General features: G+C 62.6%; 27 protein-coding genes and 1 pseudogene. 9 read left to right on the forward strand and 19 right to left on the reverse strand.

Annotated features, from left to right (window positions below):
* Positions 1–224: 224 nt before the first annotated feature.
* The 10 genes from SAMIE_RS13195 to SAMIE_RS13230 all read right to left on the reverse strand — a co-directional run bounded on the left by SAMIE_RS13195 (position 225) and on the right by SAMIE_RS13230 (position 7,167).
* Positions 225–473 (reverse strand): hypothetical protein, encoded by a 249-nt coding sequence (locus tag SAMIE_RS13195; protein WP_066703821.1) that lies wholly within the window; start codon positions 471–473, stop codon positions 225–227.
* Positions 473–724 (reverse strand): hypothetical protein, encoded by a 252-nt coding sequence (locus tag SAMIE_RS13200; RefSeq protein WP_066703818.1) that lies wholly within the window; start codon positions 722–724, stop codon positions 473–475. Before SAMIE_RS13200 ends, SAMIE_RS13195 begins: the two co-directional genes overlap by 1 nt.
* 50 nt (positions 725–774) lie before the next feature.
* Positions 775–939, reverse strand: a complete 165-nt coding sequence (locus SAMIE_RS23410; RefSeq protein WP_157077786.1) for a hypothetical protein — start codon at positions 937–939, stop codon at positions 775–777.
* A gap of 79 nt (positions 940–1,018) precedes the next feature.
* Complete coding sequence (gene groL, locus SAMIE_RS13205; protein WP_066703815.1) at positions 1,019–2,650, reverse strand: chaperonin GroEL; 1,632 nt, start codon at positions 2,648–2,650, stop codon at positions 1,019–1,021.
* 71 nt (positions 2,651–2,721) lie between these two features.
* Positions 2,722–3,009, reverse strand: a complete 288-nt coding sequence (locus SAMIE_RS13210) for a co-chaperone GroES (protein WP_066703812.1) — start codon at positions 3,007–3,009, stop codon at positions 2,722–2,724.
* 212 nt (positions 3,010–3,221) lie between these two features.
* Positions 3,222–4,202 carry a sensor histidine kinase gene (locus SAMIE_RS13215; RefSeq protein ID WP_066703809.1) on the reverse strand — a complete coding sequence of 327 codons (981 nt, stop codon included), beginning with the start codon at positions 4,200–4,202 and terminating at the stop codon, positions 3,222–3,224.
* Positions 4,203–4,315: 113 nt separating this feature from the next.
* Positions 4,316–4,678 (reverse strand): response regulator, encoded by a 363-nt coding sequence (locus SAMIE_RS13220; protein ID WP_066703805.1) that lies wholly within the window; start codon positions 4,676–4,678, stop codon positions 4,316–4,318.
* 33 nt (positions 4,679–4,711) lie between these two features.
* On the reverse strand, positions 4,712–5,392 hold the full coding sequence (locus SAMIE_RS23990; protein ID WP_267886526.1) for a cation:proton antiporter domain-containing protein: 681 nt from the start codon (positions 5,390–5,392) through the stop codon (positions 4,712–4,714).
* On the reverse strand, positions 5,341–6,009 hold the full coding sequence (locus tag SAMIE_RS23995; protein ID WP_267886525.1) for a cation:proton antiporter domain-containing protein: 669 nt from the start codon (positions 6,007–6,009) through the stop codon (positions 5,341–5,343). The genes SAMIE_RS23990 and SAMIE_RS23995 overlap by 52 nt, the downstream gene beginning before the upstream one ends.
* Positions 6,010–6,030: 21 nt before the next feature.
* Positions 6,031–7,167 (reverse strand): extracellular catalytic domain type 1 short-chain-length polyhydroxyalkanoate depolymerase, encoded by a 1,137-nt coding sequence (locus tag SAMIE_RS13230; RefSeq protein ID WP_066703802.1) that lies wholly within the window; start codon positions 7,165–7,167, stop codon positions 6,031–6,033.
* A 608-nt stretch (positions 7,168–7,775) separates the two neighbouring features.
* Between SAMIE_RS13230 and SAMIE_RS13235 the strand changes: the two genes are divergently transcribed.
* Both SAMIE_RS13235 and SAMIE_RS13240 read left to right on the forward strand, forming a co-directional pair.
* Positions 7,776–7,955 carry a hypothetical protein gene (locus SAMIE_RS13235; RefSeq protein WP_083952626.1) on the forward strand — a complete coding sequence of 60 codons (180 nt, stop codon included), beginning with the start codon at positions 7,776–7,778 and terminating at the stop codon, positions 7,953–7,955.
* 42 nt (positions 7,956–7,997) lie between these two features.
* Entirely contained in the window at positions 7,998–8,888 is an 891-nt protein-coding gene (locus SAMIE_RS13240) for a transglutaminase family protein (RefSeq protein ID WP_066703799.1), read from the forward strand.
* Between the two features lie 773 nt (positions 8,889–9,661).
* On the opposite strand, the gene SAMIE_RS13245 is transcribed toward SAMIE_RS13240, so the two are convergent.
* The 5 genes from SAMIE_RS13245 to SAMIE_RS13265 all read right to left on the reverse strand — a co-directional run bounded on the left by SAMIE_RS13245 (position 9,662) and on the right by SAMIE_RS13265 (position 12,467).
* A complete protein-coding gene (locus tag SAMIE_RS13245; RefSeq protein WP_083952625.1) occupies positions 9,662–10,222 on the reverse strand; it encodes a fasciclin domain-containing protein in 561 nt (186 codons plus the stop codon).
* 82 nt (positions 10,223–10,304) lie between these two features.
* A complete protein-coding gene (locus tag SAMIE_RS13250; RefSeq protein WP_066703796.1) occupies positions 10,305–10,982 on the reverse strand; it encodes an anti-sigma factor in 678 nt (225 codons plus the stop codon).
* Positions 10,975–11,550, reverse strand: coding sequence for a sigma-70 family RNA polymerase sigma factor (locus tag SAMIE_RS13255; protein WP_066703793.1), 576 nt, complete (start codon positions 11,548–11,550; stop codon positions 10,975–10,977). Before SAMIE_RS13255 ends, SAMIE_RS13250 begins: the two co-directional genes overlap by 8 nt.
* A 112-nt stretch (positions 11,551–11,662) precedes the next feature.
* Positions 11,663–12,127 (reverse strand): DoxX family protein, encoded by a 465-nt coding sequence (locus SAMIE_RS13260; protein WP_066703790.1) that lies wholly within the window; start codon positions 12,125–12,127, stop codon positions 11,663–11,665.
* 73 nt (positions 12,128–12,200) lie between these two features.
* Positions 12,201–12,467, reverse strand: a complete 267-nt coding sequence (locus SAMIE_RS13265) for a BufA1 family periplasmic bufferin-type metallophore (protein ID WP_066703787.1) — start codon at positions 12,465–12,467, stop codon at positions 12,201–12,203.
* A 153-nt stretch (positions 12,468–12,620) separates the two neighbouring features.
* Between SAMIE_RS13265 and SAMIE_RS13270 the strand changes: the two genes are divergently transcribed.
* The 5 genes from SAMIE_RS13270 (at position 12,621) to SAMIE_RS13290 (ending at position 15,800) form a co-directional block, all read left to right on the forward strand.
* On the forward strand, positions 12,621–13,160 hold the full coding sequence (locus SAMIE_RS13270) for a sigma-70 family RNA polymerase sigma factor (RefSeq protein WP_066703784.1): 540 nt from the start codon (positions 12,621–12,623) through the stop codon (positions 13,158–13,160).
* Positions 13,157–13,798 carry a DUF1109 domain-containing protein gene (locus SAMIE_RS13275; protein ID WP_066703781.1) on the forward strand — a complete coding sequence of 214 codons (642 nt, stop codon included), beginning with the start codon at positions 13,157–13,159 and terminating at the stop codon, positions 13,796–13,798. The genes SAMIE_RS13270 and SAMIE_RS13275 overlap by 4 nt, the downstream gene beginning before the upstream one ends.
* 86 nt (positions 13,799–13,884) lie before the next feature.
* Positions 13,885–14,160: a BufA2 family periplasmic bufferin-type metallophore gene (gene bufA2 / locus SAMIE_RS13280; protein WP_066703778.1), complete on the forward strand. Its 276-nt coding sequence runs from the start codon at positions 13,885–13,887 to the stop codon at positions 14,158–14,160.
* Between the two features lie 63 nt (positions 14,161–14,223).
* Positions 14,224–15,054: an MNIO family bufferin maturase gene (gene bufB / locus SAMIE_RS13285; RefSeq protein ID WP_066703775.1), complete on the forward strand. Its 831-nt coding sequence runs from the start codon at positions 14,224–14,226 to the stop codon at positions 15,052–15,054.
* On the forward strand, positions 15,051–15,800 hold the full coding sequence (locus tag SAMIE_RS13290; RefSeq protein WP_066703772.1) for an HvfC/BufC N-terminal domain-containing protein: 750 nt from the start codon (positions 15,051–15,053) through the stop codon (positions 15,798–15,800). Before bufB ends, SAMIE_RS13290 begins: the two co-directional genes overlap by 4 nt.
* A 92-nt stretch (positions 15,801–15,892) precedes the next feature.
* On the opposite strand, the pseudogene SAMIE_RS13295 reads toward SAMIE_RS13290, so the two are convergent.
* The 3 genes and pseudogenes from SAMIE_RS13295 to istA all read right to left on the reverse strand — a co-directional run.
* A pseudogene (locus tag SAMIE_RS13295) lies at positions 15,893–16,102 on the reverse strand (IS6 family transposase); the annotation flags it as partial.
* Between the two features lie 85 nt (positions 16,103–16,187).
* Complete coding sequence (istB, locus tag SAMIE_RS13300; RefSeq protein ID WP_126516718.1) at positions 16,188–16,970, reverse strand: IS21-like element helper ATPase IstB; 783 nt, start codon at positions 16,968–16,970, stop codon at positions 16,188–16,190.
* Positions 16,960–18,483, reverse strand: a complete 1,524-nt coding sequence (gene istA / locus SAMIE_RS13305) for an IS21 family transposase (protein WP_126516836.1) — start codon at positions 18,481–18,483, stop codon at positions 16,960–16,962. Before istA ends, istB begins: the two co-directional genes overlap by 11 nt.
* Before the next feature lie 120 nt (positions 18,484–18,603).
* On the opposite strand from istA, the gene SAMIE_RS13310 reads away from it, so the two are divergent.
* A complete protein-coding gene (locus SAMIE_RS13310; protein ID WP_066703621.1) occupies positions 18,604–19,062 on the forward strand; it encodes a hypothetical protein in 459 nt (152 codons plus the stop codon).
* A gap of 93 nt (positions 19,063–19,155) precedes the next feature.
* On the forward strand, positions 19,156–21,402 hold the full coding sequence (locus SAMIE_RS13315) for a hypothetical protein (RefSeq protein WP_232037250.1): 2,247 nt from the start codon (positions 19,156–19,158) through the stop codon (positions 21,400–21,402).
* A 297-nt stretch (positions 21,403–21,699) separates the two neighbouring features.
* On the opposite strand, the gene SAMIE_RS13320 is transcribed toward SAMIE_RS13315, so the two are convergent.
* Entirely contained in the window at positions 21,700–22,890 is a 1,191-nt protein-coding gene (locus tag SAMIE_RS13320) for a helix-turn-helix domain-containing protein (RefSeq protein ID WP_197724636.1), read from the reverse strand.
* Positions 22,891–22,895 lie beyond the last annotated feature (5 nt).

Genomic DNA, 22,895 nt, shown 5'->3' on the forward strand with positions numbered 1-22,895 from the left:
TCGATGCCGGGTCAGCTCGCCGGCACCGGGTCGCCCAGGCCGCTTGAGATCCGTGGAATTGACGCCCCCTCCGGACGACGCACCGATCGTTCAAGGGATTGAAGTTCGCAGCCGCCAGCGACGCGAGATGGCGCTCCAGCAGATCGAAAATCTCGCTATCCGCGTTCATGTCGAACTTGCGGGCGAAGTCTGTTGCCGGGAAACGGGATGAATGCACGGTCGCTTCAGGAGCGATCATCGGCGTCGAAGGCTGCCTGCAACTCCTTTGGATCGATCGTGAAGGTTTGGACCATATTATGGGTCCGCACATGAATGAGCGTTGCCACCCGCAGGTAGACCGTGCGCTCATTCCCCTCGATGATTTCCTCTTCGGTATCGATGTCGTAGGTGCCCGCGGGCAGGGTCTCGTCCAAAGCGGTCAGATGAAATGGCGCCTTGAAGGTGATCGACGTTCGGGTGGTCCGCAGCGCCATCAGATTGCGAGACTGCGGTCGGGATTTTCGCTGAAGGCCGCATCCTCTGCCTCTTCGGATAGCGAAGCCGCGGCCGGCAGGCGGTCTTCGCCGCCAAGCTTACCTTCGCGGCGAAGGGCAAGAACGGCTTCGCGCGCCCAGGCTGCGGCCGCAGATTCCGCGATGATCCGGACATTAGCGAGATTGGTCCCCGCCGCCCGGTCGCGATGCAAGGCCTCCTGAGCCAGGCAGAATGCGGATGTATGGGCCATGAGGCAACTCCTTTGCGACGACGGTTCGGGCAGGTGACAAGCGGTCGACGCTAGGCCGGAGGCTGATCCCTCATGGCCTGTCGCAGGGCATCCTCCAGCCGTGAGTAGCGGAAGGACCTGTAGTGAAAGCGGTCGGTGGGGACGCGCTGGATCCCGTATTTAAGCATCAATTCTTCGTCGGTCAGATCGATGTCGGGTGTCGGTTGGGAGGTCATGAAGCTGCTCCTGATGACGAGAAGACGAGATGGGGCAACCGCAGGGGCAAGCGTTGCCGCCCGACCCCGTCGCCGTTTGTCAGAAGCCCCTGCCGCCGATGCCGCCGGTCATGGACGAATGGCTGCTTTCTTCGGTGAAATCCGCAACAGCCGCTTCGGTGGTGATCAGCAGGCCCGCAACCGAGGCCGCGTCCTGCAAGGCAATCCGCACCACCTTCGTCGGATCGATCACGCCGGACTGGAACAGGTTCTCAAATTGCTCGGTCTGGGCATTGAAGCCCAAATTCTCGTCACGCTCATCGAGCAGGCGGCCGGCGATCACGCCACCATCATGTCCGGCATTTTCGGCGATCTGCCGCAACGGAGCCTGAAGCGCCTTGCGGACGATGTCGATACCGCGCCGCTGATCGTCATTGACTGGATTGAGGCCATCCAGCGCCTTGGAGGCATAGAGCAAGGCGGTGCCACCACCGGGCACGACGCCTTCTTCCACCGCCGCGCGCGTTGCGTGCAACGCGTCGTCGACGCGATCCTTCCGCTCCTTCACTTCCGTCTCGGACACACCGCCCACTTTCATGACGGCCACGCCGCCGGCGAGCTTGGCAAGCCGCTCCTGCAGCTTCTCGCGATCATAATCGCTGCCGCTGTTCTCGACCTGCGACCGGAGCGATTCGACGCGCCCCTTGATGGCGCCGGCATCGCCGGCGCCATCTACAATGGTCGTTGTGTCCTTGTCGATCGTGACACGCTTGGCCTGTCCCAGCATGTCCAGCGTCACCGTTTCGAGCTTGATGCCGAGATCCTCGGCGATGAGATTGCCTCCGGTCAGGACCGCTATGTCTTCGAGCATCGCCTTGCGCCGGTCACCGAAGCCTGGCGCCTTGACGGCGGCGACGTTCAGGCTGCCGCGCAGCTTGTTGACGACAAGCGTGGAGAGAGACTCTCCCTCAATGTCTTCGGCGATGATGAGCAGGGGGCGACCCGCCTGAACGACCGCCTCCAGGATCGGGAGCAGCCCCTGGAGAGCGCCGAGCTTCTTCTCGTGGATCAGAATATAGGGATCCTGAAACTCGACCAGGCTCCTCTCAGCGTTGGTAATGAAGTGGGGCGAAAGATAGCCACGGTCGAACTGCATGCCTTCGACCACGTCCAGCTCGAACTCGACACCGGTCGCTTCCTCGATCGTGATGACGCCTTCCTTGCCGACCTTTTCCATCGCCTCGGCGATCTTGCGACCGACGACTTCGTCGCCATTGGCCGAGACGATGCCGACCTGGGCGATCTCCTGATTGTTGGAAACCGGCTTCGAGCGGGCCTTGAGTTCGGCCACAACAGCCCCGACGGCAATGTCGATGCCGCGCTTCAAGTCCATCGGATCAATGCCCGCGGAGACGGATTTCATGCCTTCCCGCACGATCGCCTGAGCGAGCACGGTCGCGGTCGTCGTGCCGTCGCCGGCATGGTCCTGCGCCCTGGACGCGACCGCCCGGATCATCTGCGCGCCCATATTCTCGAACTTGTCGCTAAGCTCTATTTCCCTGGCGACGGTCACGCCGTCCTTGGTGATACGTGGCGCGCCATAGCTCTTGTTGATGAGGACGTTGCGGCCTTTGGGGCCAAGCGTTACGCGGACGGCGTTGGCGAGAATATCGACACCGCGCGCAATGCCTTCGCGGGCGTCGCGCGAGAATTTAACGTCTTTGGCAGGCATTTTATCTCATCCTTTTATGGAGGGTCGGCTGCTGCCGGGGCGAGCATCGACGTAAGGCGGGAAAACTTAGGTCAGCCAACGACCCCGAGGACATCGCTTTCCTTCACGATGAGGAGATCCTCGCCGTCCAGCCTGATTTCCGAACCGGACCACTTGCCGAACAGGATGCGGTCACCCGCCTTGAGGTCGAGCGGCGTGAGCACGCCGTTCTCCGCTTTGACGCCCGTGCCCGCGGCAACGATCTCGCCCTCCTGTGGCTTTTCCTTGGCGATATCGGGGACGATGATGCCGCCGGCGCTTTTGTCGGCAGCCTCGATACGGCGGACCAGCACGCGATCGTGAAGAGGTCGAAATGTCATGAATAGCATCCTCCCGCTGGACCGCGACGAGATGTCGTCGCTTCACAAGCGGGGAGCCAGCGCTGCCGATTTGCGATTGAATATCGCGGAGACGCGAATGCCAACGGCCTTAATGTGGGGACCGGCAATCCAGAAAACAAGGTGGCGCTTGTGTCGGCCGGTCCGCGCAGGAAAACGGGCATTGGCGGCGCAAACCAACCCAGTTTGGACTGTTAGCTGCCAAGCCGGCCGCGATCTATGCGGAGCGTCACCACGAGACCGCTCTCGGCCCAGTCGTATTGGATCGTGCCGCCGAGCTGACCGGTCACGCTGCGCTGGACAAGCTTGCTCCCGAAACCAGCACGTCCCACCGGATCGAGGACCTTGGGCCCACCATGTTCCAGCCATGTGAACACCAGGTCTTCGCCGTCAGCAATGCTGGAGAGGTCGAGCGTGCCAACGGGGGCCGAAAGCGCCCCATATTTCATCGAGTTGGTGGCCAGCTCGTGGATCACAAGGGCAAGGCCGGTCGCCGTGCTCTCGCCTACGCCCATGCGTTCAACCGCCACGCGAATTCGGCCCTTGAAGGCGCCAAGGCCATCATAGGGAGCCAACAGCACGGCCAGCAGGTCTCCGAGCAGTGCGGCGTTCCCTTGGCCATTGGGGAGCGGCCGCACCAGATCATGCGCGCGACCGAGTGCCGAGAGCCGACCGGTCAATTCGCGCGCCAGATCCTCGACGCTGCCGGCCGAGCGGGATGAGATAGCCGTCAGACCCGAAGCGATCGCCAACAGGTTCTTGACGCGATGGCTCATTTCGCCGGCCAGCAGTTCGTGGCCTTCTTCGGCCTGCTTGCGCCCCGTTACATCGAGGAAGATGCCGTACATCGTCCGGCCGACGATGCCGACATCCTCTCCCTGGCCACGCGCCGCCACCCAGCGGACCGTGTCGCCAACGATGATCCGAAAGTCAGTCTCGTAGGGTCCAAGGATTGCGCGGGTGGCACTGAAGGCAGACTGAACGCGATCACGGTCCGCCGAGTGAATCCGCGCGGACAACTCGCCGAAGGTCACTTGGTCGCTGGCGGGCAGATCCCAGAGTTCGAACCCCAATTCGTCCATCGCGAAGGCATCTGTATCGACATTCCACGACCATAACGCGACCCCAGCCGCCCTGATCGCATGACGCAGTTGATCGGGGCGCCAGTCATGCATATCGGGCGTCCGGGCGGCCAACATCGTTCGTCCAATCGTAAGAGAGACCTTCGCTCTACACGCTTGCCGCAAGGCTGTCCGGGAAAAGATGGAACCCAGCTTCGAACGCGTTCTCAGGCCGCGGTGAGACACCTCATTGTTTCGATCAAGGCGGGCCACATCGGTGGCTTTGCGACGAACGGACAGCCGGCTGGCAATGTGCTCACGTCAACTGGTTCTCGTCCTGAGGTCACGATGACATGCATGGAAGGCCATCGATCACGAATGAGTGCTGCAAGCTGAATGCCGTCCATCGACCCCGGCATTTCGATATCGGTGAAAACCAACTGAACGTCCGCGCTTAGCTTCAAGGAAGCAATAGCCGCATCGGCATCTTCGGCCTCCAAGGCGATGAAGCCGGCGTTCTCGATCATGTCGACTGCGTGCCAACGAAGCAAAGCTTGGTCTTCGACGACAAGAATTCTAGATTTGCTCATATCTACCCTCGGCTGACGAGGGATGATCGCAAGCTATCCTCTAACCGGCGGCAACACCTTTCGTTCCGAGTCGGGGTATGGTCCACCCCGGAGCCGCTGCCACCGGTCGAGCAATCGTAACGCCGGCGTTACGGTGACGCCGTGCAACAGAATCGAAGCGAGCACGACACCGCCGATGATCGCCCAGAGCCGGTGTGGGTCGACGAAAGACCCATGATTGAGCGCGTAGGCGAGATAGTAGATCGAACCCATCCCACGGATGCCGAAAAAGGAAATCACTAGCTGCTCGCGCCAAGGCAGCTTCGATCCAACTAGGCTGAGCAGGCCTGCAGCCGGGCGGGCCACCAGCAGGACACCCGCGACGAACAGCAGCATTGACCAGTCGAAGCCAACGAGCAGGCGGCCGAAGGCAAGGATGCCGCCGAACAGTACGAGCAGCAGCATCATCAGCAACCGTTCCGCCTCTTCGGCGAACCCATGCAGCCGGTCGTGATAGTCGTCGTCGCGGCTGGCGTTGCGCAGTGCCAGCGCCGAGACGAAGACGGCCAGGAAGCCGAACCCGCCCAGCATTTCGACCACACCGTAGGCGATCAGCGTAACCGCCAGCGCGACGAAGCCGTCCCCTGTGCGCGAGAGACTCGCGCGCATCGGCAGGTGAAAGGTCAGATAACCGAGGCCGCGTCCAATGGCATAGCCTGCGGCCGCCCCAAGCAAGGTCTTCCAAAGAAGATTGTGCCCGAACCATTCGAGCAGGTCGGCGCTTCCGAAGAAGCTGCGCTGAGCGCAATCGCAAGATGGATGAAGGGGAAAGCGAGACCGTCATTGAGCCCGGCCTCGGAGGTCAAGGCGAAACGTGCTTCGTCCTCTTTCCCCTCCCCGGGACCGCCCACCTGAATATCGCTGGCAAGCACCGGATCCGTTGGCGCGAGTACGGCGGCGATCAGCAGCGCCGACGCCGGCCCGGCTAACCCAAGCCCCCATGCTAAGCCAGCGACAACCAGCATGGTGATCGGCATTGCGATGCCCAGCAGCCGCCACGTGAGCGACCAACTCCGCAGCCCGATCATCCGATCAATCTTGAGGCCCGCACCCATCAGCGAGACGATGACGACAAGCTCGCTCAGTCGCTCCGCCACGACCGGAAATCGCAGCGGATGGATCGCGAAGGGCCGGAGCGGCGGCAGCGCGAACAGCGCTGCGCCTGCGGCGACGCACAGGATCGGAAGAGACAAGGGAGCCTTACGAAGCAGCATTGGCAGCCAGGCCGTCATCAGCACCAGCACACCCAGCCCGGCAAGCAGCAGGACGTAAAACTGTTGCGAGAGCTCCATCGGAGTCCTTTCGCGCGCTGCTTAGCGCATCAGGCCGGCAGCGCGCAGAGCATCTTCAATCACGCGTCCAACGCTGCCGGAAGCGACCTGCGAACGGGCGGCGCGGTGAGACCCGGTGGCAACGGTCATGCCTGCGCCCGGCGGCGCGGCGGAGGGCTGCGATCGTGCAAGCTGGGCTCCGTCTTCGGCCCGCGCCTCAGCCAGTCCCCAGAAGCTCGCGATCCGCCGTGTCGAAGAAATCCCGGCCTCGAGCATGTACGGCCCCGCCGTTCCGCAGGCGTCCGCGCCGGAGGTACTGAGTGGAGTGCCATGGCCAAGGCCAGAGATGCAATATTCCTCGATCAGGTCGCGCCCGTTGGCATCGCGCCACACTCGGCGAAGATAGCCTTCGCCTTTCTCGATGGAGCCCAACGCGTGATCGAGGCCGTGGACGGCGCGCCATTGCTCGACGATAAGTGCCGAATTTCGGTGACTGACGGTCGCGTCGCTATCGCCGTGCCACACCGAGATCGTCGGCCAAGGACCCTTGTGCGACGAGGCAGCGGTGACGAGTTTGCCCAGCGCGACCGCCGGAGGGCCGCCATGCGCCCGCATGCGATCGAACGCCTCGGGGATGGAGGTGGCTGTACCATAGGGCAGACCGGCGATAATCGCGCCGCCCGCAAAAACATCCGGATAGGTGGCGAGCATCACCGACGCCATCGCGCCGCCCGCCGAAAGCCCGGTCACGAAAATGCGGGATGGATCGATTCCATGCTCCTTGACCATTGCCGTGACCATCTGGCGGATCGACAGCGCCTCCCCAGCATCGCGCTTCGTGTCGCCCGGGTTGAACCAGTTGAAGCAAAGATTGGCGTTGTTGCCGCGTTGCTGTTCCGGGTAAAGCAACGCGAACCCCTGTTCGTCGGCCAGCCGCGACCAGCCCGAGCCATGGTCATATCCGGCCGCATTTTGGGTGCAGCCGTGTAGCACGACCACCAGCGCTGTCGATGCATCCCGAATGTGGGGAATGTAGAAGCGGCCCCGGAGTGCACCTGGATTGGACCCGAATGCCGCGAGATCCGACAGCCGGTCTTCAGCGAACCTGCCCGGTAAGCCGGGCAAGGCGTGGTCCCGCAATCGGGACAGACGGCTGAGCGTGTCGTTCAAGCTTCGCATGCGGCGTTCTCCTGGCCACGGCGGAAGCCCTGACATGCAGACCAGTCCAATCGAATTGCTGCGCTGCACAATGTCGGGCTGGACGGAGCAAATATCAAGGATGCAGATGAATTATCTGCGGATCCGCCAAGTGGGACTGGCGTGCGGGGACCCGCGTCCCCATATAACCATTATCGCGCCGTCCGTATCGAGCCTGGTCGCGACTGAGAGTCGTTCATGCTCCCGCTCTGACGCGGAGCTTCTTATGCCGTCTATCTCACATTCAAGCTTTGCGCGGCCCAGGGCACGCATCGCCCTCCTTCGCAACCCGACCGCCGACACCGAGAAGGCGGCGCATGCACAGTTTCGCACCCCACCACCCGCAGGCGGAGCACATCAACACGAGCCGCTGTCGGAGCGCTGAACATCCGCACCAAGGGCCAGCCGGGCCCTAAATCAAGGAAACAACAACATGGCCAAGGGACAACAACGCGGCAACCGCGAAGCGCGAAAACCGAAGAAGCCGGAGCCGCCCAAGCAGAATGCCTCCAATCCATCTCTCAAGGGAACGCCTCCGGCGCAACAGTCCAAAAAGGACTGATTATCTTTTTCAAGAGAAGGCCATCCTCATGCAGCTATCCTCAATCCTCTGCCGCGCTCAGGAAGCGCATCACCATGCCGTCGCTCGCGCTGCCACGCTCGACAATGTCAGGCTGGTCGCAAACGTCGCCGCTGCCGCCTGGGCCAAGGAAGGCGCGGCGGCAGTGCGGCGCGAAAATCCCGATCGCGGGCATGCCGATCGGAGTTGAGAAGGCTTCCGGACCCAATGTCCCGAGTCAGGAGGCGACGGAATGCGGCTGCATATCTTGCATGTCACCACTTATAGGTATCGCGAGCCCGTCGAGATTCTCGCGCATCGGGTGATGCTCACACCGCGCAGTTCGCACGCACTACGCCTCATCTCCGCCGACCTCAGTTTCGAACCCGCGGCGGAACTGGAGTGGACGCAAGACGTCTTCGGCAACCTTATCGCCACAGCCTCCTTTCCGAACCCTTCGGAACGCCTGAAGATCACCAATTGCGTGATTGTTGACCAGACCGCGGCTGCTTGGCCCATCCTCAAGATCGCGCCACATGCACACCGCTATCCTTTCGACTATTCGCACGAGGAGCGGGCAGACCTCGGCGCACTCCTCGTTCCGGAGCATGCGGATCCGGATGGATCTGTCGCGGCCTGGGCGCATGCGCAGGTGCTTGGCGCCGGCACCGACACGCTGTCGCTCCTGCAAGACATGAACGCGGCCGCCCGCGCTGGTATGACCTATGTCACGCGAGAAGAGGTCGGGACGCAGTCCCCGCAGGAGACACTCGATCTCGCCTCGGGCTCGTGCCGCGATCTCGCCACGCTGTTCATTGAAGCCGTCCGACATCTCGGTTTCGGAGCCCGCGCGGTGTCCGGCTATCTCTTCGATCCACCCATCTTGGGCAATCCCGCCGAGGTCGCCAGCCCGCACGGGACGACGCATGCGTGGGCGGAGGTATATTTGCCCTGCGCGGACTGGGTCGCGTTCGACCCGACCAATGGCCGCATGGGAGAAGCGCATCTGGTCCCCGTCGCGGTCGGCCGGAGCATCGCGCAGTTGAGCCCTGTCGATGGCCGCTATGTCGGCGGCGCCGACGCCTTTCTCGGAATGACAGTGGAGGTCACAGTCTCGGCGATAGGCCGCACCGATTTCGATTAGCATGACATATCATCCCCTCCCGAATGACCATGCCTACAGCCCGACGCGCGCCTAATCGGCCGCGAGCTTCGTCACGTTTGGCTTTACAGTCAGAATAAGCGATCCTGCCGCCGACGTGCGCAAAAGGGACAAGATCATCTACGTCGCTGCCCGACTGGCAGGTCGGGCGCCGTAAGCTGCCATACGACCGATCTCCAACGAACGGCAGCTTTGTCCCACGACGCGGCATCGGCGGGGGCAACCATCGACCCTATGTCGCCATTCAGCCACCAATTTTGGTTCCTCAAATGCCGCCGGTCCGCTTTCCTGCTGGACCAGGTTCGCCATCGTTATTGTGGCAGAGCACTGCTCGAGAAGGTGGCGGATAACGGGCTGCGCATACCGGCGCGGAATGCTTATAATAGCGACAGCGCCAGTACCAATCGCGATAACAAATCCGACACCCAAAGCGTGATAGCGACTGCCAGCTTCCGCTTCTGATCTCTCGCTTCGAACTTGAACGCGATGGGTGGAAGCCTCCGCATAAAGCGCTGATCAGCCTTGCAGCCAACGAGGAACCCGACGCGACAGGTGACATTTTCGAATAGTTGAGCAGTTGGCGCTTTCGGCGCTAGACGAAAGCGGTGGTGATATCACGCGCTTCGTGGCGGCTGAAGAGCCGGACAAGCTCGTCGCCAATGGTGACATAGGTCATGTTGCCACTCCCCGGTCGTGAAAACTTCGCGTGGCCTATTCCCGGGGCCGTCCACCGACAGCCCCGGGGAGCGCAGCGTTCAGGGCATCAGCACCGTGTCGATGACATGGATGACGCCATTGGACTGCATGACATTGGCGATCGTGATCTTGGCCTTGCCACCATGAACGTCGGAGATCCACCAACCACCCATCTTGCCCTTCCACAGCGTCAACTGCTCGCCCTGGACAGTGGTGAGCATCGCCTTGCCGCCATGCGCCTTGGCGTTGGCCGCGATGTCCATCGCGGTCATGCGACCGGGCACGACATGATAGGTCAGGATACCGGTCAGCTTCTCCTTGTTCTCGGGCTTGACGAGCATGTCGACGGTTCCGGCCGGCAGCTTGGCGAAGGCTTCGTTGGTGGGCGCGAACACGGTGAAGGGTCCGGGGCCGGACAGCGTGTCGACGAGGCCTGCCGCCTTCACGGCGGCGACCAGCGTTGTGTGATCTTTCGAGTTCACAGCGTTTTCGACGATGGTCTTGGTCGGATACATGGCCGCGCCACCCACCATCGGGTTCTTGGCCTGGACCGAGACGGGCCCGATCAGGAGGAGCGCGCCGGCAAAGGCGAAGGCGATTTTACGATTTTGGGCTTTCATGGGAGCATCCTTCTTCTGGCACGCCCGGGAGGCGGGGCGCGAGACAAGATACGGAGCCAACGGCCCAGCAGATGCAGCGTGGTCAGATGATTGATATTTTGCCGGTCAGGACCGGTGCCGCGCTCGGCGCCCGATGCGGCGCGGTCGCGGAATCTTCCATCGTGATGGCGAGGGTCACGCCGTCGCGCAGAAAGGCCCGCAGGCCCGGGTCGACAGGCAGGGATCCGCCCTGGGCGCCGATCAGCCCAAGCGAGCGCGGCACGCCATCCTCGGGGATCACCCACAGTTCGGGGCTCTTGCCCTCTCCGCCCAATCCGCTGGCGCTCAGCCGGAGCGAGCCCGTTCGCGGATCGTAGCTGACCGCCATCAGGGTCGCGCGCTGGGCGTCCGCCAGTTGCGAGACGCCCACCGGGTCAACAACGGGTCGGGTCACGGGCAGGATCATGACCAGGGCCAGGGACGCTGCGATGGCGCCGGCGACGATCGCGCCGCCGCGCCACAGCCGCAGTTCGCGCCTGAGCGATCCCATATCCGCCGTGCGTGCCTCGATCGCGGACCATACGCGCTCGGACGGCGCCTTGGCGCGCGTCATGTCGAGCAAGGGCGAGAGTCGATGGCCCCATGCCTCGACCTCCGCCGCGAAAGCAGGGTCGGAAAGGCACCGGCGCAGCGCCTCGGCGCGATCCGCCCCCTCCAGAAGGCCCAGCGCCAGTTCGGCCGCGAGTTCTTGCCGGTCGGGCGGCGTCGGATCGTCAACCATCGCCAAGGCACTCCTTCAAGCCCTGCATGCCCCGCCTGATCCAGCTTTTCACCGTCCCGAGCGGCGCGCCCAGTTGCGCGGCGAGTTCGGGATAGCTGAGGCCACCCAAAAAGGTTCGCCGGATCGCGTCGGACTGCTTCTCGTCCAATCCATCAAGGCAGGCGAGCAGCCGGCGTCGCGCCTCGTCCTGTTGCATCACATAATCGGCCAAAGGGGCGTCGTCCGCCATCGCCTCGAGCCGGTCATCTCCGTCGGCGAAATACCGCTTTTCCGCGCGGCGCCAGTCGATGGCGGCGTTGCGCGCGATCATCGCGAGCCAGCTGATCGGGCTCGCGCAGCGCTCGTCGAACGCTGACGCCCGCCGCCATACCTTCACATAGACATCCTGCAAAATATCCTCCGCCGCCTCCCTGTCGCCGGAGATACGCAGGCAAATGCCGAACAGCTTCATTGAGGTGAGATCATAGACCCGCCTCAAGGCCTTGGGATCGCCCGAAGCCGTCAGGCGTAGCGCGGCGCTTAACCGTTCACGCGCCAGGCGCGCCTCGCCATCCTCCGTTCGCGCCATCGGATTCGCCTTGTTCGCTGGAATACAGCTTATGAGGCAGTAGCGACCGCGGCGATAGAACGTTTCGTGGCTGGACCGTTCTGTCCCGACATTTGTTTGAACGGCCTGCCTATCAGGTTACCGACATCGTCGTCCGGAGACGCGCGCGGATCAAGGCGTCGAGCGACCAGCGTCCACCGCCGCGCGCGATGAGCGGCAGCAGGATCGCCGCCCAGCTCAGGTGCGTCGGCCATGCGTCGGGATAGACGAAGATCTCGATAACGGCGGTCATGCCGAGCAGGGCCACCGCAGCGGGGCGGGTAAAGAGGCCCAGCACCAGCAGGATGGGAAAGAGATGCTCTGAATAAGTCGCGGCATGTGCTGCAACTTCTGGCGGAACGAGCGGTAGCGCATATTCGGCGCGGAACAGTTCATAGGTAGCGGGCGTGATCGTGAGCAACCCGTCCACTTTGGTTCGCCCCGACAGGAAGAAGATGGCAGCAATGCCAAGACGCGCGATCAGCAGCAGCAGCGCCACGGGCACCAATCGGGCGAGGATCGCGGTCATGCGATCATAAGTAGTCACGATCAGCGACATGGCGATATGCTCCACAGAAGGGAATGGGAAGCCCGCATCCTATAGAGGATGCGGGCGGGCATTGGGGTGCGCATCAGGCCTTGGGCGTCAGCGAGCCGAGGCCCTTGGGCGTCTTCGTCCTGACGCAGGTGCCGGCCTTCACCAGCTTCCAGGCATTACCCTGATAGTCGATCTTCGAGGTGCCCGCGCAGCTGGTGCCGGCCCCCGCCTTGCAGTCATTCTTGCCGGCGAGCGACACGCCGTAGCATTTCTCCATCGGCTTGGCGGCGGGCGCGGCGGCGGCACCGCCAGCGATGGAAAGAGCGAGCGCGGCGGCGAGGGTGGCATGGGTCTTGTTCATTTCGGGTCTCCGTCCCGGACCCGTGAATCGGGCCGGTGATGCAGGGCCATTCGACGTCGCTCTCGCAAAGGTTACGGTGCGGGCCACGGAAATTTATTCTATGCATCCTGTAACCTTTGCGACGTCCTCCCCGAACGAGGGTCAGGAGCATCGATGCGGGCAAGCGAAGACCAGTTGCGGGGGATGATGATCGGCGGCCTGAACGGCGACGCCGTGGTCCATGCCGCGCTATTGCGCGCGATCGTGCCCCTGCTCCACGCCTTCTACCGTCGCCGGATGCGCGAGGGCGCGGACGATATCGAGGATCTTGTGCAGGAAACGCTTATCGCCGTGCATACACGCCGCGCCACTTATGATCTGGACCGCCCGTTCACCGCTTGGCTGTTCGCCATCGCGCGCTACAAGATGATCGATCATTTCCGCGCGCGCCGCCAGACTTGCGCGGTCGAAGGGCTGGAAGAGATTTTGGCCACGGAAGGGTTCGAAGGCGCGAGTAACGCGCGCATGGACATGGACCGGCTGCTGGACGGCCTGCCGCCGAAGCAGGCCGATGTCATCCGCGCGACGAAGATCGATGGCCTGTCTGTTTCGGAAGCGGCGGATCGCGCCGGGATAGGCGAGTCCGACGTCAAGGTCTCCATCCATCGCGGCCTCAAGGCGCTGGCCGCCCGCATCACGGGAGAGCGGCGATGAACACCGACTCCCTGATCGAATCCCTCTCGGCGAACCTGCGACCCGTGCGCCGTTTTGCGGTCGGACGGCGGATCGCGCTCGGCATCGCGGTCGGCGCGGTCGTGACGGTGATCCTCATTGCCTGGGGCCTCGGTATCCGTCCCGACCTTGGTCTCGCGATGCGCGGCTATTCCTTCTGGGTGAAGTGGACCTACACTCTCTCGCTCAGCTTGTGCGCGCTGTTTATGGTCGCGCGGCTGGCGCGGCCCGACAGGACGGATCTGCGCTGGCTGTGGCTGATGGCGATCCCTGTCTGCCTGCTGGCGACAATCGGCGGACTGGAACTGGCCCATGCGCCGCCGCGAGACTGGCTGGCGATGTGGCTTGGCCACAGCTGGAAGATATGCCCCTGGCTGGTGCTCTCCCTGTCGGCACCGATCTTTATTGGCCTGCTCTGGTCGTTCCGTCGACTCGCACCGACCCGATTGCGGGCGGCGGGCGCGGCGGCGGGCCTCGCGGCGGGATCCTGCGCCGCGACGCTCTATTGCCTGCACTGCCCGGAGGTTTCGGCCATCTTCGTGCTGACATGGTATACGCTGGGGATCGCTCTGGCGGCGGCCATGGGTGCGCTGCTCGGGCCGCGGCTGCTGCGCTGGTGAAAAATAATATGGCCGAGATGTAACCGTCGGCATTCTCGGCACGTATCTCCAGGGCCAACGAGGCACATCCTATTGGAGAGCATCCCATGACCCCCACCAAGACCGGCATCAGCTTCGCCGCCACCGCCGCCCTGATCGCGCTCGCCGCCGCCGCTACCTCCGTTCCCGCCAACGCCAAGGGTGAGAAGGCCGACTCCGTCCATTGTTATGGCGTCAACAGCTGCAAGGGTACGTCTGACTGCAAGACCGCGCAGAATGACTGCAAGGGCATGAATGTGTGCAAGGGTCATGGCTTCAAGGAAATGTCGGCCAAGGCCTGCGCCGCCGCCGGCGGCACCACTACCGAACCCAAAGCCAACTGACCGCTCCTGCCCGGCCGTCTCTTCCCCCGGGCCGGGCAGACCCTTTCGCGCGAGAGTTTCGCCATGACCACGTCAGTTCCCGGCTTTGGCTTGGGCCTACGCAAGGACCATTATCGCGACTTCCTGGAAACGGATGTCGCGGTGGATTTCGTCGAGGTCATCTCGGAGAATTTCATGGTGCCCGGCGGGCGGCCGCGCGATATGTTGCGCCGGGTGCGCGAGCGTCATCCAGTCGCGCTGCATGGCGTCTCCATGTCGATCGGGTCGGCGGATGGTCTCGACCGTGCCTATCTGGATCGGCTGAAGGCCCTGGTCGACGAGATCGAACCGCTGTTCGTTTCCGATCACCTCAGCTGGTCACGCTTCCAGGGCTTTAATTCCCACGATCTGCTGCCGCTTCCCTATACGCAGGAGGCGCTGGATACGGTGTGCGCCAATATCGAAATGGCGCAGGATGTGCTGGGCCGGACGATGCTGATCGAAAATCCGTCCAGCTATGTCGCCTTCGACGGATCGACGATGACCGAATGGCAATTCATCGACGCGATGTGCGCCCGTACCGGCTGCCATCTGCTACTCGACGTCAACAATATCTTCGTGAGCGCCAGCAATCACGGCTTCGATCCCCTTGCCTATCTGGACGGCGTCCCCACGAACCGCGTGCGCCAGATCCATCTCGCCGGGCACAGCCAGGGCGCCGACATGCTGATCGATACCCATGACCAGCCCGTCCCGCCGCCGGTATGGGCGCTCTACGAACAGGCCATTGCCCGCGTCGGCCCGGTGGCGACGATGATCGAGCGGGACGACGCCATCCCGCCGCTCGGTGACTTGCTGGACGAGCTTGTAACGGCACGTGCCATCGGCACATCAATGAAACGGAAAGCGGCATGAGCCTGGCCACGCTTCAGGGCGATTTCCGCGCATGGCTAATGGACGGATCGCTGGATGCCGCGCGCCGCATCGGTCGCGCCGCTGCCCCCGGCCTGTCGGTCTACCAGAATAATTACCGAGCGCAGTTGATGGCCTGCCTCGCCGAAACCTATGAGCAGACGCAGGCATGGCTGGGCGACGAAGCCTTTCTCGCCGCCGCAGCCACCCACATCGACGCAAACCCTCCAAGCGCCTGGACGCTCGACGCCTATCCGGCCGGCTTTGCCGATACATTGGATTCGATCTATCCCGACGACCCGGAAGTCGCCGAACTGGCGGCGCTAGAATGGGGACTGTCCCGTGCCTTCACCGCCGCCGATGCGACAGCCATGACGCCCGAGGCGCTGGCCAGTGTCGATTGGGACAGCGCCGCACTTCACTTCACGCCCAGCCTCGCGGTCCTTCCGGCAACCTGCAATGCCGCCGCGATCTGGGCGGCGCTCTCCAAGAGCGAAATGCCACCCAAGGCTGTCGCATTGCCTGAACCTGCAGCGCTGCTGGTGTGGCGACAGGATTTCACGCCCTGCTTCCGGACGATCGATGGCGTGGAAGAAGGGGCGATATCGCTGTGCGCAAGCGGCGCGGATTTCGGCGCCATGTGCGGGTCTCTGGTCGAAACGCTTGGCGAGGCCGACGGCATTGCCCGCGCCGCCGCTTTGCTCGGTCAGTGGATCGGCGACGGCTTAATCGTCGGCACATCAGAATGACACGAAGGAACGGGCCATGCCCTATCACGGTGCTGTCAGTCTAATGCGAACTCGTCTCCACCGGATGCATTTCGGGCCTGGGGCGCCTGCCCTCAGCTCGCGATGGACCACCACTCTGCCAGGGCGGCAGAGCGTCTTTCCTTGTAGGTTTTCCGATCGACGAGATGGCGCTCCAGTGAAAAGTGGTTGTGGAGATTGGCATGAACCGAGGCGAACTTCTGCAGCGCCTTCATCTGCCTGAAACGCAGCATCGCCCGCTCCCTTCGTCGGAACGGAAGGTGGCTGTTCTCCACCCTGTTGTTGTGTTGATTGCTGCTGAGAAGTGACCCGGGGTTTTCATCGAGAAGTGACCCACCTTGCGATTATGTTTCGGATGTCAGGGGTGGGTCAAGATGGGGTTTTCTCCTTCCGGGTTTTGGGCTGCTGAGCGGAGCTGTTCTTGAACCTGAAGCTGTCGTTGCCGGTCTCGAGGATGTGGCAGTGATGGGTGAGCCGATCGAGGAGCGCGGTGGTCATCTTGGCATCTCCGAACACGGTGGCCCATTCGCTGAAGCTGAGGTTGGTGGTGATGATGACGCTGGTGCGCTCGTAAAGCTTGCTCAGCAGATGGAACAGCAGGGCGCCGCCTGAGGCGCTGAACGGCAGATAACCAAGCTCGTCGAGGATCACGAGATCGGAGTGGGCAAGCCTTCCGGCGATCTGCCCTGCCTTGCCCTGCGCCTTCTCCTGTTCCAGCGCGTTGACCAGCTCGACCGTGGAGAAGAACCGCACGCGCTTGCGATGATGCTCGATGGCCTGGACGCCTAGGGCGGTGGCGATGTGGGTCTTGCCGGTTCCGGGTCCGCCGACCAGCACGATATTGTCGGCCACGTCCATAAACTCGCAGCGGTGAAGCTGGCGGACCAGCGCCTCGTTGACCTCGCTGCTGGCAAAGTCGAAGCTCGCCAGATCGCGATAGGCCGGGAACCGTGCGATCTTGAGCTGATAGGATACCGACCGCACTTCCCGTTCGGCAGTCTCCGCCTTCAAAAGCTGGGACAGGATCGGGACGGCCGCGTCGAACGCGGGCGCGCCTTGCTCCATGAGATCGGTGACGGCCTGCGCCATGCCATGCATCTTGAGGCTGCGCAGCATGACGATGATGGCGCCGCTGGCGGGATCATGACGCATGGCGGTTCTCCCCGCGCAGCGCATCATAGCGTTCCACATTGGCAAGGGGCTCGCTGACCAGCCTCAGCGCCTGGGGCGCCGTGATCGGCGGTGTCGTCAGCGGCTTGCCGTCGATCAGCCGGTGCAGCAAGTTGAGGATATGGGTTTTGGTCGGAACACCGGACTCCAGCGCCATGGTAACCGCGCGCAGTACGACCTGCTCGTCATGATGCAGCACCAGGGCAAGGATCTCGACCATCTCTCTGTCGCCGCCGGGAGCGCGCAACAGATGGCGCTGTAACCGCTGGAAGGCATCGGGCATCTCTAGGAACGGCGCGCCATTGCGCAGGGCGCCAGGCTTGCGCTGGACCACTGCCAGATAATGGCGCCAGTCATAAACAGTGCGTCCTGGCCCATCATGGGATCGTTCGATGATGCGCTGGTGTTCGCACAGCAACTGCCCCTCGGCCACCACGAGGAAGCGGTCGGGATAGAGCCGCACGCTGACAGGGCGGTTGGCAAAGGATGCCGGCACGCTGTAGCGGTTGCGCTCCAGATGGACGAGGCAGGTCGGTGAGACCCGCTTGCCATATTCGACAAAGCCGTCGAACGGCCTGCCCATCGGCATCAGGCTTGCCACCTCCTCGGCCCAGGCATCAGCGACAGAGCCCGGTTCGATCCCGTGCGGGATATCCTGCCACAGCGCCTTGCAGCGATCCTCCAGCCAGCTGTTCAGGGCGTCGAGCGTCTCGGTCTGGGGAACGGGCTGCCACAGGCGATGCCGCGCATCCTGGACGTTCTTCTCGACCTGCCCCTTCTCCCAACCCGCTGCCGGATTACAGAACTCTGCCTCGAACAGATAATGGCTCACCATCGTGAGGAAGCGGGCGTTGACGGTCCGATCCTTGCCGCGCCCGACCTTGTCGACGGCAGTGCGCATGTTGTCATAGATGCCGCGGCGCGGCACCCCGCCCAGCACGCGGAACGCGTGATTATGGGCGTCGAACAGCATCTCGTGGGTCTGGAGCAGATAGGCTCGAACGAAGAAGGCCCGGCTGTAGCTGAGCTTGAAGTGTGCAACCTGCAGCTTGGTGCGGACACCATCGATGATCGCCCAGTCCTCGCTCCAGTCAAACTGGAATGCTTCACCCGGTGCGAACGACAACGGCACGAAGGTGCCCTTGCCGCTCATCTGCTGCTGGCGGCGATAATCATCGCGCCAGGCACGAGCAAAGGCCGCGACACGGCCATAGGACCCGTCAAAGCCCAGGCTCACCAGATCGGCATGCAACTGCTTGATCGTGCGCTTCTGCTTGCGCGATCGGCCCATCTCTCGCCTGAGCCAGACCGTCAGCCGATCGACGAACGGATCCAGCTTGCTCGGCCGCTCGGGCACTTTGAACTGCGGCTCGACTGTGTCTGACCGCAGATATTTACGGACCGTGTTGCGGGATAGACCGGTACGCTTGGCTATCTCCCGGATCGACAGATGATCGAGGTAATGCCAGCGCCGGATGACGCTCAATAATGCCATGTCCAACACTCCATGGTCCCCCGCTCAAAGCCAGGGACGTGTTCAAACATGGGTCACTTCTCAGTGAAAATTACTGGCTTCCCCGGGTCACTTCTCAGCGGCAATCAACAGGGCAGCCGCATGCTTCGTGTCCGCAAGCATGTCGCGAACCGACCGGAGGAACTGGCCGAGCGACATGGCGGCGTCGCGGAAGTCCGGGCCTATCTTGAACGGATTCGCGCCTCCGCCATCGTCGAAGCCTCGATCTCTGACTTTGGCCCCGGCATTGTGGACGGCTTTTTAGCGTCGTCGGCCGGCGCCAGTCATGTCAATCGCAACCGCCGTGAGTTGCTGGATGGTCTGCTTTTCGAGCGATTGAGTTCCAAGGGGATCGACCCGGCATCCGGACTTGGCATTCAACGTGCGCTTCGGGCGGCAAACCAGATGCAGGCATTCGTGTCCCTGCGAACCGCTGAGTTCTGGCTGACGGCTTCCTTCGTAAATGCAGCGCCCGAGATCCGGATGCTGGATGTCGCAGCAGACGGCGCACGCGGACGTGTCCGGGGAACGCATTGGCAGTTCCTCTGGCCGCAGCCCTGAGCGAGCGACAAGGTGCACGTTTTCACGGCAACTGTCGGGACCGGAGAGGCGGCGCTTGGCGTGCTGGTGGTGCAGCACTCCGCCGGGCAATCGATGGAAGCGATGTTCGAGACGCTGTATACGGACCATTCCGATGCGCGACAGCAAGCCGCCTGCGTCGTCGTCAGGCCCGACGTTCGCGACCGCTTCGTGCCGGACGACCTTGCTGAGGCAGTGACTGGCGCAAGACGAGGCAGCCCCTTTCTTGATGCGTTGCGCGATGCGCTTTCGACGCCAGATTTCGCTTTTGCGCGCATGCCCGACATGCCGATCGCGGTGCTCCACACCTCCGGAGAGACCTTGCATCTCTCGGCAAATATCAACCCTGCCGGTCCCGACACGCCATTTGCATCGAGAAAGCTGGACGAAATCGCAATCCTGAGCGCACTTCGGGATCGCGAGCTCGCCTGTCTCGTCGAGCGCAGCAGGGCGCTGCTGCCGATGATTCCCGGGAGCTTCTATCGCGCCCCGTCGCAGCGTTTGGCGCGTGCTTTCCTGCGCGTCGGTAATATCCAGTTCTCGCGCCACGCAATTGACGCGGTATGCTTTTGGCTGCTGCCGTATATGCACGATTGCACCGCGATATTGGTTGATACTTGGTCGATCTCATCGATCGCATTCGATCTAGCCGGACTGGTCGGCGATTCCCGGGGGACTGCGCCGTTGCCGGTCGAAATGCTCAGCGAATATCAGGACGGATCGACCGAGCGCATGGCAGTCGCCGCCGAGGCACTGGACCGGCTATCCGCCGAACTTGATGCGAGCACCGATGGGGAAGCGGCCGCAAACCCTGCAAAGGTTGCATGTATCCTGAGTGCAACCCATTCCGGATCGCTGATCGGGGTTCTAAACGATCTGGTCGAAATGAGTGACTTTCCGCTCGTCCTTTCCTACGTCGCGATATTTCAGATGGGCGCGGATCTTGGTCTGGCTTCGCTCAGCGATATTTCCGGAATGCCCGAGTTCCAGCCGCTTGAGCAAGGCGAGGAAGGTGGGCGAACGATTGTCGAGGTTGATCCACGATCCTATTTTCCACTCACCCACAATGACGTCGAACGTGTGGTCCGCATTCGCCATTCGGAAGCGGCAAAAGCGTTCATCGAAACGTTCCCCGAGGCGGGCTTGGTTTCCTTGCACCGGGATCACCGGACGGATGGCCCGACGCGGCATAATGCCATTCACATCGATACCGAGATGTTGGCGCGGTCTGCGCCATTTCGAGCGCGGTTCGCCGAGCAGCTACGCGCGCTTGAGCCACGCCCTTCGGTGGTGGTCACCCCGCTGCACGCCGCAGCCCGGGAACTTGGCCAACTCGCTGCATCTATTCTCAGCGGCGATGGGGCGGTAGAACATTATGAGCATTCAACGCTGGCGCTGGACGAGGAAGGCCCTGATCGCGAACCGAATCTCGCACTGCGGAAGGCGATATTGGGCCTAGGTTCCGATGAAGCATTACTGGTTCTCGATGATGCGTTCATCACCGGAACGCGGATGTCGGCTTATCAGGGCCGGCTGCGCGCCATGGGTTGTAAGGCGCGGTTGCACTATCACGTCGCGATTGCCCGACCGGCCGATCTGGCCCGGTGGCGCAACGCCAAATCGATGTTGGGATGGCGCAGCCCGGAGGATGCGGTCCTCCATGCCCGCAACACGGTCGATGCGACATACGAGCTATGCTTGCCCAACTGGCAAGAACGAGGCTGCCCGTGGTGCGCCGAACTGTTGCAATATGACGATCTGGTCGATCGCGGCATCACGCTTCCGGCTTTCTTCGCCGCCCGGCGGCAACGGCTTGTCGCCGCAAAGGATAGCGGCCTGATCCACGATGCCTTGTTGCAGGACGGTTTTGCGCCACCGCTGCAACTCCAGCAGGGATCGATCTTCGCGCCACCTGACGCCAGCCAGGCCGCCGTGTTTGCATCGGTCGCGTCCGCGTGTCAGACCATGCGAACGGTCTTGGAGCCGGACCTGCCACTTCTAGGCCCGCGGCGGCATCCGCTATCGACGGTGCTCAAGGCAACCGACTATCTGCTAGACACCTATACGGACTCGATCGTGCGCGCCGCGTTTCTACGAGCCGCGGCGCCAGACGAACTCGTTTATGCGGGTCGGGACGCCGAAGAGGTGCGCCAGGGCCTGATTAGCGATATCGTAGAAAACCCGGCTGGGCATGTCTGCGACCTCGGACATGAGCTTATCCTCGCTGCGGCGTGCGGGAAAGGCGAACTTTCGGAACGCACCAAGGTTGCGCTGCGCGCCCATGCTGGGCGGCGTGAGGCGCTGGACTTGCTGCAGCAATAGGATCGCAGCTATTGATGATGATGAAGGTCCGGCTTCGATAAACCACACCCGGGGGATCCAGATACTGCCGCTAGCGGCATGGTTTTACTAGCCTAGCTTTCAGTGAGGCGCTGACGTCCGGCTATCATAATCGATCTCCGGCCGATCGGCTTCTTCAAATTTAGCCGCGATCCTCTCAATGGCCCCAATCAGGGCATCACGGATAAGGTCGCGCGTTTCTCGTGCTGACCAATCACTCTGCCACGATCAGAACGCCGTCGCCATGTTCACCCAAACTCCTTTAGTCGCAATGGTGCTCTAGCGGCGTGGTTGTCGGGTTGGGAACTGAATGACCTCCGCCCCGCTTGAACCTAGCGTATGCGTCGCATCGTCACGCGTCTTGAGCGATACAACTTCTGCGGCATCCCGCTCAAACCACCCCTGGGGAAGCGCGCATAGCCGTTCGATGTCGCTGGCCCAGACGGTGAACTCGGTAGCAAGCAGGTCAGCTTTGCTGCGAACCCCATTTTCAACAATCAGGTTTAAGCTATCGCGCAATGCCCGTGGCGCCGGCACCGGCCAGTGCTGATCGAGCGGCTCGCCCTTTGACCAGCCTTTGGCCGAATATAATTTGTAGAGTTGGCGCGCATAGTCGTCTGGGAGGATACCAAGGTCAGACAGACGTTTGATCTGCGCCTTGATCGAGACTCGCCAGCGCTCCTTCAAGCTCGTGAACATCGCAAGCGAGGGATGACGGACCTCATGCGGATAGGTAGTCGAAGGCATCAGAAGGGCACTGCCCAAGCGGAATGCCTGCTGTTCGATCATGCGCAAGTTCGCTTGGAACTCTTCCTCTGGAACCGCCTGATGCAGCACGGCATGGGCCAATTCATGGGCGGCATCCATTTGCCGCCGCGTGAAACACATCTTGTCCGTCGCGAGTAGCACATGGGGACGGCCATCCACAGGCGACCAACTGCATAGGCCGTCGAGCTTGGTTGTGTTCATGGGAATCGCCGCGACGACAATACCAATGCGCTCCATGAGCGCTACAACATCGCCGCACGGCCCTTCGCCCATATTCCAATGCTGGCGGAGACGTAGGGCAATGCGCTCTATATCATCTTCACGTAGCTGGCTGTAGCTCCCCCCCTCCAACACGTCCGGGATGTCGAGTTCGGGGAGGTCGACATAATGGCCAAGGACGAAGCTGATCTCCTGCAGCCAACGCATCTGCGCCTTCTGGTAATCGAGGTCGCGCACCAACGTACTGGCGAGCGAGCGCAGGAAGGTTGGCCGATCGCTATGGAACGGAGGGCGGAGGAAAAACTCAGGGCGGACCTGTAATTCATCCGCTAGTCGAACCAAGGTTGTATGGTCGGGGGACTGGTCCGACGACTCATCCTCCCAGCGCGACACGGTGGTGGGGCTGATGCCGAGACGGCGCGCAAGCGCGGACTTTGTCGCAATCCGGCGGGCATTGCGTGCCTCTAGAAGTCGAGTGGGCATGAACC

The organism is Sphingobium amiense (assembly GCF_003967075.1).
GTDB lineage: Bacteria > Pseudomonadota > Alphaproteobacteria > Sphingomonadales > Sphingomonadaceae > Sphingobium > Sphingobium amiense.